13 protein-coding genes are annotated in these 14,586 nt (G+C 69.1%); 4 read left to right on the top strand and 9 right to left on the bottom strand.

Annotation, left to right across the window (positions count from 1 at the left end; translation table 11 throughout):
* Positions 1 to 226: 226 nt before the first annotated feature.
* The 3 genes from Y590_RS19125 to Y590_RS19115 are packed head-to-tail and all read right to left on the bottom strand — an operon-like array spanning position 227 to position 2,869.
* Positions 227 to 1,120 (bottom strand): NAD(+)/NADH kinase, encoded by an 894-nt coding sequence (locus tag Y590_RS19125; RefSeq protein WP_060771236.1) that lies wholly within the window; start codon positions 1,118 to 1,120, stop codon positions 227 to 229.
* An 11-nt stretch (positions 1,121 to 1,131) separates the two neighbouring features.
* Positions 1,132 to 2,112 carry an SPFH domain-containing protein gene (locus Y590_RS19120; RefSeq protein WP_060771235.1) on the bottom strand — a complete coding sequence of 327 codons (981 nt, stop codon included), beginning with the start codon at positions 2,110 to 2,112 and terminating at the stop codon, positions 1,132 to 1,134.
* A gap of 1 nt (position 2,113) precedes the next feature.
* Positions 2,114 to 2,869, bottom strand: a complete 756-nt coding sequence (locus Y590_RS19115) for an NUDIX hydrolase (protein ID WP_060771234.1) — start codon at positions 2,867 to 2,869, stop codon at positions 2,114 to 2,116.
* A 259-nt stretch (positions 2,870 to 3,128) separates the two neighbouring features.
* On the opposite strand from Y590_RS19115, the gene Y590_RS19110 reads away from it, so the two are divergent.
* Positions 3,129 to 3,746, top strand: a complete 618-nt coding sequence (locus tag Y590_RS19110; RefSeq protein WP_060771233.1) for a PepSY domain-containing protein — start codon at positions 3,129 to 3,131, stop codon at positions 3,744 to 3,746.
* 530 nt (positions 3,747 to 4,276) lie between these two features.
* Here Y590_RS19110 and Y590_RS19105 read toward each other — a convergent pair.
* Positions 4,277 to 4,552, bottom strand: a complete 276-nt coding sequence (locus Y590_RS19105) for a hypothetical protein (protein ID WP_060771232.1) — start codon at positions 4,550 to 4,552, stop codon at positions 4,277 to 4,279.
* A gap of 371 nt (positions 4,553 to 4,923) precedes the next feature.
* Between Y590_RS19105 and Y590_RS19100 the strand changes: the two genes are divergently transcribed.
* On the top strand, positions 4,924 to 6,192 hold the full coding sequence (locus Y590_RS19100; protein ID WP_060771231.1) for an arsenic transporter: 1,269 nt from the start codon (positions 4,924 to 4,926) through the stop codon (positions 6,190 to 6,192).
* 66 nt (positions 6,193 to 6,258) lie between these two features.
* Positions 6,259 to 7,200: a DMT family transporter gene (locus Y590_RS19095; protein WP_060771230.1), complete on the top strand. Its 942-nt coding sequence runs from the start codon at positions 6,259 to 6,261 to the stop codon at positions 7,198 to 7,200.
* A gap of 77 nt (positions 7,201 to 7,277) precedes the next feature.
* On the opposite strand, the gene Y590_RS19090 is transcribed toward Y590_RS19095, so the two are convergent.
* The 5 genes from Y590_RS19090 to Y590_RS19070 form a co-directional block, all read right to left on the bottom strand.
* Complete coding sequence (locus tag Y590_RS19090) at positions 7,278 to 8,006, bottom strand: amino acid ABC transporter ATP-binding protein (protein WP_060772370.1); 729 nt, start codon at positions 8,004 to 8,006, stop codon at positions 7,278 to 7,280.
* 73 nt (positions 8,007 to 8,079) lie between these two features.
* Positions 8,080 to 8,772 carry an amino acid ABC transporter permease gene (locus tag Y590_RS19085; RefSeq protein WP_060771229.1) on the bottom strand — a complete coding sequence of 231 codons (693 nt, stop codon included), beginning with the start codon at positions 8,770 to 8,772 and terminating at the stop codon, positions 8,080 to 8,082.
* A complete protein-coding gene (locus Y590_RS19080; protein ID WP_060771228.1) occupies positions 8,772 to 9,494 on the bottom strand; it encodes an amino acid ABC transporter permease in 723 nt (240 codons plus the stop codon). The genes Y590_RS19085 and Y590_RS19080 overlap by 1 nt, the downstream gene beginning before the upstream one ends.
* A gap of 48 nt (positions 9,495 to 9,542) precedes the next feature.
* A complete protein-coding gene (locus Y590_RS19075) occupies positions 9,543 to 10,454 on the bottom strand; it encodes an amino acid ABC transporter substrate-binding protein (protein WP_060771227.1) in 912 nt (303 codons plus the stop codon).
* 202 nt (positions 10,455 to 10,656) lie between these two features.
* Positions 10,657 to 12,321 (bottom strand): porin, encoded by a 1,665-nt coding sequence (locus tag Y590_RS19070; protein ID WP_060771226.1) that lies wholly within the window; start codon positions 12,319 to 12,321, stop codon positions 10,657 to 10,659.
* Positions 12,322 to 13,030: 709 nt separating this feature from the next.
* Here Y590_RS19070 and Y590_RS19065 point away from each other — a divergent pair.
* Complete coding sequence (locus Y590_RS19065) at positions 13,031 to 14,572, top strand: alginate export family protein (protein ID WP_060772369.1); 1,542 nt, start codon at positions 13,031 to 13,033, stop codon at positions 14,570 to 14,572.
* Positions 14,573 to 14,586: the final 14 nt, after the last annotated feature.

Below are 14,586 nucleotides of genomic sequence, written 5' to 3'. Positions count from 1 at the left end.
CCACGTGCTGCCCATTCCCGGATCGGTCGAACCCCGCGCCGACGCTGGCGGCGCGCGATCCCGCGCCCCATGATCGGCACCCTTGGCGGTTTTGCGACAGGATCGCGCCATACGGATGATTGTGGCCGAGAGACCCGTCCGGATGTCCCGCACGCGTTCCATATACGGGATGGGCGGCCAGGAAACCGGTCTTCCCGAACACCTCGGGCCTGCGACGCCGCCCGGCTCACCCGGTGACGAGGTGCAGGGCCCGATCGGCCGGCGCGATCCGCACCTGCCGGCCCCAGCCGAAGCCCAGAAAGTCCTGCTCGATCCCGTCGGCGAAGATCACGCCGCCCTCGTTCATCCGCGAGGTGACGAGGAGGGACGCATCGGTGAGCTTGCCGGCCCGCAGCCGCGTCGCGGTGGCGACGCTCGGGAAAGGCTCGCGCACCCAGTAGCCCACCGCCCGCTCGTCGGGCGCGAGCGACAGGCCGAGCCGGGTCGCCTCACTGATCGAGCGGGCCCAGCCGGTGGCCCCGGTGCCGGAGGCGACGATGAGGCCGCTGGACGATTGCTCTTCGGCCTCGCTTCCGGCCTCGATCCGGTAGCGGGCGGATTGGTGGCTGCGGTGGCCCACGAAAATCTCGTTGAGGGCGAACAGGCGCTCAGTCCCGTCGATCACCGCCTGGACCATGGTGCGCCGCTCGATCGCGGCCGCGCCGGCGACGCTCGCCGGCAGCAGCCGGGGGAGCCGCTCGACGGGGTTGCGCGCCAGCACGCCGTCATAGAGGTCCGGCGCCGGGTTGACCCCGATCACCGGCTGCTCGCCGAGATACTTGGCGACGTTGGCGATCAGCCCGTCCTGCCCGACGGCGACGACGACGTCGTCCCCGGCGAACAGGAAGCGGTCGAGGTCGGCCCGCCGCACCAGCGCTTGACGCCACTCGCCGGGCACCGCGGCCCGCGCCTGCGCCAGCACCGCGTGGAAGCGCTCGTGGCGGGCCTCAACCGCGGCGAGCCCCTGGCCGCGGCTCTCCAGGAAGAAGCGGGCCTGTCCCCGCGTGGCGTGCCGGGCGATCAGCAGCTCGTAATCGGTCTCGCGGGTGACGAAGACCGCCCGGGGGGTGAGCGCGGCCATGAGCCCCTCCTTCAGCGGGCCGGGAGGCCGGCCGGCCGGCGGACCTCGCCGAGCAGGGTGGCAAGCAGGTCCGGGTTGATGGTGACGTGCTCGATCGTGTCGAGCTTGCCCGCCAGCGCCTGGGCGGCGAGGCCGAGCAGGGTGCCCGGCGCCACGTCGCGGTAGATCGCGACGCGCGCCCGCTCGGCCTCGGCCCGCGCCCCCTCGACCATGCGGATGCGTTCGGCCTCGGCGCCGGCCTCGATCCCTTCCGCCTCCGCCCGCGCTTGCGCCCGGTTGCGGGCGTTCTGCGCTTCCTCGGCGATCAGCAGGCTCTCGCGCCGGGCCAGCTCGGTCTTGGTGGCGAGTTCGTTCTCGGCGATCGCCCGCTCCTTCTCCACCGCCAGCGCCCGGCGGGCGAAGGTGGCCTCGTCCGCCTTCTGCTGCAGCGCCTCGTAGGTCGGCGTCTGGAGCGCGCGCTCCAACTCGCTCGACGGGGCGAGGTTGGTGAGCCGCACCGAGACCACCGCGACGCCGATCTCGGCCAGCGACGGGTCGGCGGCGAGCGTCGCCTGCACCTGCCCGCGCAGGGCTTCCGGCCCGGCATCGAGCAGGGCGCGCACCGGCGCGGTTCCGAGGAATTGCAGCACGGTCTGGTTGGCCAGCCCGGCGATACGCGCCTCGATCCGCTCGACCGGCTCGCCCTGGAACCGGCCGGTGCGCAGATCGAGGGAGAAATCGACGCGGGCGGCGAGCCGCTCGGGATCGGCGACGTGCCAGCCGATGCTGCCCTGCACCGCGACCGCCTGGAAATCCTGGCTTCGGCCGCGGACGAACAGCGTCATCTCGCGGTCGTCCATCGGCAGTTCGCTGATGCTCGCGGTCTCCGGCCGGAACCAGAAGACGAGGCCGCGCCCGCTCTGGCGCGGGCGGCCGTTGCGGTAGCGGATGACGTAGTGGCTGGCCTCGCTCCGAAGCTGAGAGAGAACGCCGAAACGGCGGATCGTGGCCATGTCAGTCTCCTTGAGCGGGGGTCTGCGAAGGGGTTTGGCGAAGGCGGTATAGTTCGGCGGGGCGGTAGGAGGTGCCCGTCTCGAAGCGGCCGGTGGGGTCGAGCCAGCCGCGGTCGAGCATCCGGCGGCGGAAGGCGGGCTTGTTGAGGGGCGTGCCGAGGATCGCCTCGTGCACGTCCTGAAGCTGGCGCAGGGTGAACAGCGCCGGCAGCAGGGCGAAGCCGACCTCCGAATAGTCGAGCTTGCCCCGCAGACGCCGGATCGCCAGCGCGACGATCTCGGCGTGGTCGAAGGCGAGCGGCAAAGCCGCGCCGTCGGAGGCATGGACCGTCACGGATCCCTCCTCCGCGGAGGACGCCGCGACGGTGCCGGGAAGCAGGGTCGGGGCCCGCATCCGCGCCTCGGCGAAGACCGCCTCGGTCAGGAGCGCGAGATAGGCGACCGTGATGATGCGCATGCGCGGATCGCGCTCCACGGCGCCGAAGGTGTAGAGCTGCTCCAGATGCGCCCGCGCCCCGCCCGCCTTCTCGCGCAGGACACGTGCGGCGGCGTCATCCAACGACTCGTCGATCCCGACGAAGCCGCCCGGCAGCGCATGACGCCCCGCATGCGGGTGCCGGTCGCGCTTCAGCAGCAGGAGGGTCGGGCGACCGCCGGAGAGACCCAGCAGCACCAGATCGACGGCCACGGCGGGCCGGGCATAGTCGGCGGGATCGTAGCGGGCCAGGAAGGCGGCTTCGGACTCGGCTTGGCTCATGGGATCACGCTCGACCCTCGTTATTCGCAACTTGGATATTAGTTATTTTTGTATTGGATATATGTCAAGGCAGACGGCGAGCGCGGGCTGCTGTTCCGGCCCTATCGGTCGCTGACGGCGGGCAATCGGCGGCGCGCACCAGCACGCCTGGAACATCGTGACGCGCTGCAACCAAGCGGCGGCTCGGACCGTTCAGAGGGTCCGCAACAAGCCCGAGCGCCCCAGGCGCCGCCAACGCAAGAAACGGAAACCTCGCCACATGAAGACGAACGTCCTGCGCCTTACCGCCGCCACCAGCCTGCTGGCCCTGATGACCGGCCTCGCCGCAGCCCAGAACCCCGACCTGACCAAGACCCCGGAGAACACCGGCCGCGCCCCGAGCGCCACCGAGGCGACCAAGTCCAACAGCGACCTCAAGGAGTGGCAGGTCGCCAAGTCGGCCAAGATCGGCCTCGCGCAGGCCATCGCCACCGCCGAGGGCAAGGCCGAAGGCGAGGAGAAGGGCGGCAAGGCGATCGACGCCGACTTCGAGAAGGCCGACAGCAAGAACCCGGCGCGCTACGCGATCAAGGTCGTGTACCCGAGCGGCAAGCTCGTCGAACACGGCGTCAACGCCGACACGGGCGATCTCTACAAGAGCGAGAACCAGCCGATCGAGCGCTACTTCACCCGGCTGAAGGCGAGCGACTTCCAGAACGCCAAGGTCTCGCTGAAGGACGCGATCGCGCTGGCCGAGCAGAAGCACCCCGGCAGCAAGGCCTACGAGGCCGAGGTCGAGCGCGAGGGCAATGCGGTCGAGTACGAGATCAAGCTGGCGCTCACCGATCGCGAGCAGGAGGTCAAGGTCGGCCCGGACGGCACGGTGAAGAACGACTGATCCCGCTCAAGAGTGCCTCGCAAAACTCCCGATCCCTGACCGCTCTCCCTCTGACGAGGACGGCGCAGGGGGCGTTGTGTGAGAGACACGAAAAGCCGCCCTCCTCAGGAGCGGCGGTCGAGCGGAGTTCGCAAAAGCCCGGCCGGGAACCGCACGGAACCCGGCCAGCCCTTCTCCGAGACACCGCTTCGGGAGGGGCGGCGCACGGGATGGCCGCTCCGGTGGAGCGTCCCGATCGTCGTGACCGCCGGCATCCGGGAACGGGTGCCGGTAAACGCTCTCGAAGGCGGGGCGCGGAGGCGGCGCCGTCGCGCTTCAGCCGCGCATGACCGGCCAAGCCGGCCCCTTCGGCGCAGGGCTGGCGTCTCGTTTTTGGCATCGTCCCGAATCCGGCGACCACCTTTCGGGACGGCGCCCTCCGCTCCGGCTAGAGCCGTATCCGACCTGACTGCATCAGGCCGGCGTCTCCAGGTCTTTGTTTGAACGCGCTTTCTTTCACCGAACCGGCGTCCACTTCGTCGGAAATCGCTCTAACGGGCCTCGTGGCCCTTGCCGCTGGCGCCGGGCGAGGAACCGGAGCCGGCATCGTTGGCGCCCGTGCTGTTGGCTGTGCCGGAGCGGCTCTTGTCGCCCGAAGTCGGACCACTTCCGGCCGCCCCGGGGGACGACCCCGAACCGGCATCGTTGGCGCCCGTGCTGTCGGCCGTGCCGGAGCGGCTGGTGCCGGACGCCCCCGAGCCCTCGGCGGCGAAGGCAGCGGGCGCGAGAAGGAGGGTGCTCGCGAGGGCGAGGGTCAGAACCTTCATGGCGGATCTCCCTGTTTGTTGATGTGATAGCCCCTGGGAAACCAGCACTCCGGGACGCTGTTCCGCCCTGCCCGCTTCGCCCCCATCGCATCGCAGCGCACCGCTCGATCATGGCTCGGGATCATGCGCCTCCGAAGCCATCCGGAGCACGCCGGCTCAGACCCCCTCGAAAATCGCGCCCTTGTGATGGATGAGACAGGAACGGCGGCGCAGGAGAAATCTTGAGTGGCGGATCGGCGGCGATGCGCAGACCGTCGGGGCAAGGCCTCGGAAAGGCCATGCGCGATCCTGCTCAAGCTGGCGCGAACCGCAGCGGTGCCCCGCCGCTCCGAATCTCGTGATCCTCCCCGACAGAAGGAAGCCCGACGCCGATGGGCGCGCTCATCCCGAACCCGAACGCGGCGACCTGGGGCATCGCTGCGCTGGCGACGCTCGGCGTGATCCTGCGCCCGTTCTCCTGGCCGGAAGCGATCTGGGCGGTGCTCGGCGCGGCGCTCCTCGTCCTCCTCGGCCTGATTCCCTGGCAGACCGCCCTGGAGGGCGCGGCCAAGGGCACCGACGTCTACCTCTTCCTCGTCGGGATGATGCTGCTCTCCGAGATCGCCCGCAAGGAAGGCCTGTTCGACTGGCTCGCCGCCCACGCGGTGCGGGCCGCACGGGGCTCGGCGACACGGCTGTTCCTGCTCATCTACGTCGTCGGCACGGTGGTCACGGTCTTCCTCTCGAACGATGCCTGCGCGGTGGTGCTGACGCCCGCCGTCTTCGCCGCGACCAAGGCCGCCGGGGTCAAGCAGCCCCTGCCCTACCTGTTCATCTGCGCCTTCATCGCCAACGCGGCGAGCTTCGTGCTGCCGATCTCGAACCCGGCCAATCTCGTCGTCTTCGCCGAGCACATGCCGCCGCTCGGCCGGTGGCTGGCGACCTTCACCCTGCCCTCCGTGCTCGCCATCGTCGCGACCTATCTCGTCCTGCGCCTGACCCAGAACCGGTCGCTGAAGGATGAGACGGTCGCCACCGAGGTCGAGATTCCGGGCCTCGGGCTCGGCGGCACGATCGCGGCCGGGGGCATCGTCGCCACCGGCGCGGCCCTGATCGGCGCCTCGGCCGCCGGGATCGAGCTCGGCCTGCCGACCTTCATCGCCGGCCTCGCCACCACCCTCGTCGTGCTCGCGATCAATCGGGGCGGGCTGGTCGCGGTCGCTCGGGACGTCTCCTGGGGCGTGCTGCCGCTGGTCGCCGGGCTCTTCGTCCTCGTCGAGTCCCTGGAGAAGACCGGCCTCCTGGCAAAGCTCGCCGATCTCCTGGGCCGCGCCGCGCAGGGCGATCCCGCCGCGACGGCCTGGGCCGGCGGTGCGCTCGTCGCGTTCGGATCGAACCTCGTGAACAACCTGCCGGCGGGTCTCCTGGCGGGTGCGGCGGTGCAGGCCGCCCATGTGCCGGAAACGGTCGCGGGGGCGATCCTGATCGGCATCGATCTCGGGCCGAACCTTTCGGTCACGGGCTCGCTCGCCACGATCCTCTGGCTCACCGCGATCCGCCGCGAGGGCCAAAACGTCTCCGCCTGGGCGTTCCTGAAGCTCGGCGCCCTCGTCATGCCCCCGGCGCTGGCGCTGGCCCTCGCGGCTCTGATTCTTGCCTGATCCTCGCCTGATCCACTGCCATCCCAGCCTCGTCCCAGCTTCTTGCCAATCCGGAGGCCGACCCGCGTGAGTGCCGCCCTGCTCTATCCCTTCATCATCGTGGCGGGCGCGCTCCAGGCGCTCGGCAACTCCATGAACGCGCAGTTGCGCGGGCACCTCGTCAACCCGTTCCTCGCCGCGGCGGTCTCCTTCCTGCCGATCGTCTTCGTCTTCGCGACGCTGTTCCTCGTGATGCCGACGCCGCTGCCGAGCCTCGACAGCATCGCGACGATGCCGTGGTACGCGCCGCTCGGCGGCGTGGCCGGCGCGGTGGCGGTGTTCGGCGGCCTCGCCTTCGTCGACAAGGTCGGCGCCGGCCCCTTCAACGGCCTGACGCTGACGGCCAACATCCTGACCTCGCTGGCGATGGATTCGCTGGGCCTGTTCGGATTGCAGGGCGGCGGATTTAAGCTGATGCCCTGGCTCGGCGGCCTGCTCATGGCCATCGGCGTGACGTTCATCGCCCGGGTCACGCCCGACAAGGGCGAGGCGGATGGCGAGGCCAAGGATACCGGCCACGGCCTCAACCCGCGGCTGCTCTATCCCTTCATCGTCGTCGCGGGTGCCCTGCAGGCGATCGGCGTCGTCTGGAACGCGCAGCTGCGCGGTGCCCTGGTCAATCCGTGGCTCGCGGCCATGGTCTCGTTCCTGCCGGTGGTGTTCGTCTTCGTGCTGGTCTTCCTGCTGCGGCCGAAGCCGCTGCCGCAGCGGGCCGACATCGAGGGGGTGCGCTGGTGGATGCCGCTGGCCGGCCTCACCGGCGCCGTGGCCGTGTTCGCCGGCCTGCTCTTCGTCGACAAGGTCGGCGCGGGCGCCTTCAACGGCCTCCTGATCACCGCCAACCTGCTGACCTCGGTCGCGCTCGACCATTTCGGCTGGGTCGGCATGAAGCGGGTGCGGGCCGGCGCATCGCGGCTGGGCGGGGCCGCCCTGATGGTGGCCGGCATCGTCCTCATCTCGCTGTTCTGACGGCCGATGCAGCCGCACGCGCCGCCACCCGACGGCCGGAGCGCCTCACGGGCAGAGCCGGGGGCGGCCTGTCGGCGTCAATGCGCGAGGATCTTCGACAGAAACTGCTGAGCCCGCTCGCTGCGGGGCCGGTCGAAGAAGGCGTCCTTCGCCACGTCCTCGACGATCTGCCCGCGATCCATGAACACCACCCGGTCGGCCACCTTGCGGGCGAAGCCCATCTCGTGGGTCACGACCATCATGGTCATGCCGTCGCGGGCCAGCTCCACCATCACGTCGAGCACCTCGCCGACCATCTCGGGATCGAGCGCCGAGGTCGGCTCGTCGAACAGCATCACCACCGGGTCCATGGCGAGCGCCCGGGCGATCGCCACCCGCTGCTGCTGCCCGCCCGAGAGCTGGCCCGGATGTTTTTGTGCGTGATCGGAGAGGCCGACGCGGGCCAGCAGATCGAGACCGCGCCGGGCCGCCTCCGCCTTCGAACGCCCGAGCACCTTGCGCGGGGCGAGCGTCAGATTGTCGATGACGCTGAGATGCGGGAACAGCTCGAAATGCTGGAACACCATGCCGACCCGCGCGCGCAGCCGCGGCAGGTTGGTGGCCTTGTCCCGCACCCGCGTGCCGTCGACGGTGATCTGCCCCTCCTGGAACGGCTCCAGGGCGTTGACGCATTTCAGCAGCGTCGACTTGCCCGAGCCCGAGGGGCCGCACACCACCACCACCTCGCCGCGCGTCACCGCGGTGGAGCAGCCCGACAGGACGCGGACCTCGCCGTACCACTTCGACACCGCCTCGATGGCGATCATCGGCCCGCACGCGGCGGGCGGCTGCGGCGATGTCAGCGGCGCGGTCATCGGCCCACCCTCATCCTGTTATCCCTCACCGGACGATCGCCGTGCGGGCCTGGAGCCGGCGCACCAGCAGCGAGGCCGCAAAGCAGACGGCGAAGTAGACCAGCGCGGCGAACAGGTACATCTCCACCAGCCGCCCGTCGCGTTGCGCCACCTTGGAGGCGGCGCCGAGGAAATCGGTGAGCGAGAGCACGTAGACGAGCGAGGTGTCCTGAAAGAGCACGATCGTCTGCGTCAGCAGCAGCGGCACCATGTTGCGGAACGCCTGCGGGAGCACCACGAGCCGCATGACTTGCGCGTAGCTCATGCCGAGCGCCCGGGCCGCCGCGCTCTGGCCCTTCGGGATCGATTGGATGCCGGCCCGCACGATCTCGGAGAAGTAGGCCGCCTCGAACAGGGTGAAGGTGACGAGCGCGCTGGCAAACGCCCCGACCCGGATCGGCGTGTCCGCGCCGATCGCCCAGGCGCCGAGATAGGGCACGAGGAAGTAGAACCAGAAGATCACCAGCACGAGCGGCAGGGACCGCATCAGCTCGACATAGAGCTTGGCCGCATGCGTCAGGCCCGGCACGCCCGAGAGCCGCAGCAGCGCCAGCCCGGTGCCGAGCACGAGGCCGCCGCCCGCCGCGAGCGCGGTGAGCGTCAGCGTGAACACCATCCCCTCGCCGAACAGGTAAGGCAGCGAATCGGCGACGACGGAGAGGTCGAAATGCCCGAACATCAGCGCCCTCCCGGCACGGCCACGCGCCGCTCCAGCAGGGTCGCGCCCGCGATCACCACGAGGTTGAGTGCGACGTAGAGCAGGGTCGCTGCGGTGAAGGCCTCGAACACCTGGAACGAGAATTCCTGCATCGAGCGGGCCCGCGCCGTGAGTTCGAGCAGGCCGATGGTGAGCGCGACCGAGGTGTTCTTGAGGTTGTTCAGGAATTCCGAGGTGAGCGGCGGCAGGATGATCCGGTAGGCGTTGGGCAGGAGCACGGCGCGGTAGGTCTGCGCCCAGGTGAGGCCGAGCGCCAAGCCCGCCTGCGCCTGCCCCCGCGGCAGGGCGCGGATGCCCGCCCGCACCTGCTCGGCCACCCGCGCGGCGGTGAAGAAGCCGAGGCACAGAACCGCCGTGTAGAACGGCGCGTCCGGCATCTGCTTGACGGCCGAGCCGAGACGCGCGGGCAGGAGTTCCGGCAGCACGAAGTACCAGAGGAACATCTGCACCAGCAGCGGCACGTTGCGGAACCCCTCGACATAGGCCGCGCCGATGGCGTTGGCGGTCCGCGAGGGCAGCGTGCGCATCACGCCGACCACCGAGCCGAGGGTGAAAGCGATGACCCACGAGCAGAGGGCGGTGACCACCGTCCAGGCCAGCCCGGAGAGCAGCATGTCGGCATAGGTGCCGGCGCCCTCAGGGGACGGCTCCAGGAAGATGCCCCAGTTCCAGGTGTAGTTCATCGGGCGCCCATCATCGCAGGTCGCTCGGCCGCATCCGCGCCGGCATGGTCAGTAGGCCGCCGGATCCGGGCTGTCGCTGGGGTTGGCCAAGGTCTTCCGCATCGCCTCGCTCATCGGGAGCTTCAGGTTGATGCCCCGCGGCGGGATGGCTTGCGTGAACCACTTGTCGTAGAGCGCCGTCCCCTCCGGGCTCTTGTAGAGGGCGGCGGTGGCGGCATCGACCACGGCCTTGAAGGCCGGGTCGTCCTTGCGCAGCATGATGCCGTAGGGCTCGGGGCGCGACTGCGCCTCCGAGGAGATCGCGTAGGCGTCCGGCGTCTTCGATCCGGCGACGAGGGCGGCGAGCAGCACGTCGTCCATCACGAAGGCGTCGGCGCGGCCGGTCTCGACCATCAGGAAGGCCTCGGCGTGGTCCTTGGCGGGCAGGATCCGCATGCCGAGGCCCCGGGCGGTGTTGATCTCGTTGATCTGGCGGATGTTGGTGGTGCCCGAGGTCGAGACCACGGTGCGGCCCTTGAGGTCGTCGGTCTTGTCGAGCCCCTTCTCCCGCTTGGCGACGAAGCGCGTCGCGGTGAGGAAATGGGTGTTGGTGAAGGCCGCCTGCCGCTGCCGGTCGGCGTTGTTGGTGGTCGAGCCGCATTCGAGGTCGATCGTCCCGTTGGCGATCAGCGGGATGCGGGTGGCGGAGGTGACCGGATTGAGCCGCACCTCCAGCGTGTCGAGCTTCAGATGCGCTTTGACCGCGGCGGCGACCTTGAGACAGATCTCGAAGGCGTAGCCCACCGGCTTCTGATTGCCGTCGAGATAGGAGAACGGCACCGAGGCGTCGCGATAGCCGATGGTGATGGCGCCCGTGTCCTTCACCTTCTTGAGGGTTCCGCTCAACTCCTGCGCGCCGACCGGTGCCGTGGCCGCCGAAATCGCGACGGCGGCGAGGAAAAGCGCATGACTCAGGTGCATACGGCGGACCTATTTTCTGACGACGACCGCCTCGTTGCAGCCGGGACGAACCGCGGGACGGGCCCGCGATTTGAAACGCATAGTGATGCTGAGAGAAGCGCTTGTCATCCGATCCGGACAAGCTCGCTGAGGCAAAGCCCATACCATCGGTGCGAAGCGCCACTCCCCAGGGCCCGCCGGCGGGTGCGTCCGGGGCGGACCATCAGAAGTCGCGCTGGACACGGATGCGGATCTGCGTCGTGTCGTAGTGCTTCTCGGTATAGGCCGGCAGGCCGTTCACGGTGACGGGGCGGGTCGCGTCGGCATCGCGCCCGCCGAGCAGGCCGGTGCCGATATAGGTTCCCTCGATGCCGATATCGAGATCCTTGACCGGCGACCAGATCAGGCTCGCGCCGGCGATGATCTGGTAGTTGTCCCGCAGGATCGGGTTGGATGCGAAGGCCGCGCCGGTCGGCGGCGCGGAGGAGCCGACGAGGACGTTGACGAGACTGAACGCCTCGCGGGTGCCGCGCCGAAACCCGACCTCGCCATAGCTCCCGAAGACGGCGGAGCGCCATTCGGGCGCCCAGTAATGCAGGAGGGAGGCGGTCGCCGTGAAGCTCTTCGACAGGTCGATCCGGCCGGTCAGCGGGTTGATCACCGCGTCGGCCAGGGCCTGTACGAAGGGGCCGCCCTGCACCGGGGTGAGCTGGCTGCTATAGTTGCCGGTGAAGAACGAGAAGCCGGTATAAATCAGCGCGCCCTCGCCGTAGGCGCCCTGCAGGTAGAGCCCGTCACCCGCGGCGATCCAGGGCAGGTTGAGCTTGAGGCCGCCCTGCACCGCCCAACCGTGATCGGTCTGTGATCCCGATGTGATGCCGCGGGTGGCGAGCAGGGCTGCGGCGGTGCCGGCGCCCACCGGCCCCGTCGCGGAACCCGGCGCGGCGGTCAGGGTGGAGATGCCGGAATTGGCGATGAAGCCGCCGATATTGACGTCCTTGACGGCGGCCGAGAGCTGGACCGAGCCCCAGCCCGCATCGTAGCGCAGCGCCCCGACGAAGTCCGGCATGCGCGAGCGCTGCACCGCGTCGACGAAGACGGCCGTGCTGGCGGTACCGTTGGCATTGGTGCCGAGGATGACGGGGCTCGGCGCGGTGACGAAGACGTTGTTCACGCCGCTCTGTCCGGGGATGGTCCCGGTGGGGGCGGCCGAGGCGGCGTAGAACGGGTTCTTGCGGAGGTTCGGATCCTCCATCGACAGCGTCGCCGACCAGCCCTCCCCCATCTTGGACGTGTAGGCCAGGAGGTTGGTGGAGGGCATGTCCGACCCCGCCGTCGAGCCGATCAGCTCGTAATCGTGGGCGTAGAAGTCGAAGAACGAGGAGGCGCGGCCCGCTGTCAGCCCGGCGAACTGAACGAAGGCCTTGTCGGCCACGACATAGTTCTGGACCCGGCCGAGCGCGTCCTGGCCGGTCGCCGGAAAGGCGTTGCCGATGCGTTGCTGCGTGCCCGACGCCATGGTCACGCCGGTACGGCTCGCAGCCTCCAAGCGCAGGAAAGCGCGCAGTGTCCCGTAGCCGGTCTGCGTGCGCGCATCGACGTTCATGCGCATCAGCCCACGGTACTGCGACAGGTCGCCCGCACTGTTGGTGCGGTTCTGGACCGGGATGTACCCGGCCTCGAAGCGGGCGCGGCCCGAAACGCGCAGGCAGGTGTCGGTACCGGGGATATAGAAGAAGCCTGCACCGCTCGCGCTGCAGACCCGGACGAACTCGATCGGGACCGCCTTCCTGATAGGCAGGTCAGCCGCCCGGGCGGCGTCGACGGCCATCACGGCCGTGACCGCGATCGCGGCTCCCGCCAGACCTGTGGTTGCAACCCACCCCATCCGCCGGACCTCCGCCATCAGCCCCGCCCCCTCACGGCGCCGAGTCGCCCGCCATACCGCCCCCTGAGGAGACATGACGACGGCCGAGGGCACGACTTGCATAACGCTTGTGCAGACTGCGCAGACACGGCCCATCTTCAGAGATTCTTGTAAAACTTGGAATCAATACTTGAATACTAGAACCCTGTAGTTGACCCGTCACGCACAATCGCACATTGCCGCAGATCGGCGCCTGCCTGTGACTTTTCAGCTGCACCCCGCCCCCTCGACGCGGCCGGTCGGGAGGAAACGGATGATCCGATCGTGGCGAGGGACAGCCCGGCGCAGGGGAGCCGGACCGCGCGGGCTCAGCCGAGACGCGCCCCTGCACGGAGGAGTTGAGAGGCCTGCCTCGCCGGACGGGCCAAGAAAAAGATTTGATTTAATCCCGAAAAAATCAGGTCATCACGAGGTTTCGTCCGGGCCGTTGCAGGCGGGGGACAAAGGGCGAAGGCATTCCAGCGACTGAAATACGCAGTTCAAATCCCTGATTTCGCTCCGTTTTGGCCTCGTGCCGCCATGTGGAAAACCCGTCGACGCAAGAGCGGCGGATTCACGGCTCCGCCGACAAAATGCATCGATCAAAGCAGGGGTCCTTGCACTGGTATACCAGTCTAGGCGATCTCTAGCCGGCCCCGAGCGAACTCTGCGAAAGAACAGGAGCGGTGTGGTGAAGCGGTCGGTTCTCTGCGCGTCGTTACTTGCCGGCGCCTCCATTCCCCTCTTCATCGGTCCGGTGCTGGCCCAGAGCGGCCCCTTTGCCGGCCCCCTGGAAACACGGCCCGTCACGGCCACGGAGGCCGCGACCGCCACGATGCAGGCGGGGATCGCCGCGTCCCGCAAGAAGCAGGACGGCCCCTACTTCGCGGCCCAGCCGTCCAAGCCGCCGAACTTCCTCTACAAGGGGTTCGGTGAGCCGGAGAACTGGCGCATCAGCGGCTCGTTCCGGCCGCGGGTGGAGGGCATCGCCAACCAGTTCCGCCCGGTCCCGACCTTCGCTTCCAACGACATCCTGAACTCGTACCTCACCACGCTGCACGCGGAGTACGGGATCAAGGGCCCGGTCCGCATCGGGGTCGAGCTGTTCGACAGCCGCGGCTACTTCCAGCAGCGCAACTCCTCCGCCTTCACCACGGAGATCAACGCCCTCGAACCGGGCCAGGCCTATCTCAACTTCGACACCGGCGATCTCGGTGACGAGGGCTCCAAGAGCAACCTCACGGTCGGCCGCTTCACCAAGAACATCGGCTCGCGCCGCCTCGTCTCGCGCCAGCAATTCCGCAACACCATCAACGCCTATACCGGCGTGAGCTTCGACTGGCAGGGTGTGGGCAAGGACAAGTTCACGGCGCTGTGGGTGATGCCGCACACGCGTCTGCCCGACGACCTGAACGGCATCCTCGACAACGGCATCGAGTTCGACCGCGAGAGCCTGGACCTACAGCTCTTCGGCGCCTCCTACACCTTCGCGGGCATCTTCGGCGGCACGTTCGAACTCTACGGCTACGGCCTCTACGAGCAGGATTCGGGCACCGGCCTGCGCTCGGTCCAGACCCGCGACCGGCGCCTGTTCACCCCCGGCCTGCGTCTGGCCCGCCAGCCGCGGGTCGGCGAGTTCGACTACGATTTCGAGGGGATCTACCAGACCGGGCTGGCTCGCGAGACGGCCGCCGCCGCCGACCTGCGCGACCTGACCGTCTCGGCCTACTTCGTCCACGCCGAGGTCGGCTACACCCTCGATCACGCGTGGAAGCCGCGGTTCTCGTTGCACTACGACCATGCCAGCGGCGACCGGAACAACGACGGCAAGTTCACCCGCTTCGACACGCTGTTCGGTGCCCGGCGCTTCGAGTACGGCCCGACCGGCCTCTACGGCCCGGTGCAGCGCGCCAACCTGATCTCGCCCTCGATCCGCGCCGAGATCACCCCGAGCCCGGTCTGGGACGCCTTCATCGCCTACCGCCCGCTCTGGCTGGAGAGCGCCACCGACACCTTCGCCGCGACCCTGATCCGCGACCGCACCGGCCGCTCCGGCACCTTCGCCGGCCACCAGATCGAGGGGCGCCTGCGCTACTGGATCATCCCCAACGAGATGATCCTCGATACCGGGCTGGCCTATCTCGCCAAGGGCGACTTCCTGCGCAACGCGCCCAACGCGCCCGATACCGGCGACACTTTCTACGGCTATCTCAACACGACGCTGTTCTTCTGATTCTCATCTCTTGA

Origin of the sequence: Methylobacterium sp. AMS5 (assembly GCF_001542815.1) — a bacterium.
In the GTDB taxonomy this organism is placed as follows: domain Bacteria; phylum Pseudomonadota; class Alphaproteobacteria; order Rhizobiales; family Beijerinckiaceae; genus Methylobacterium.
Note: the sequence above shows the minus strand (reverse complement) of the source record. Positions and strands in the feature narration are given on the sequence as shown.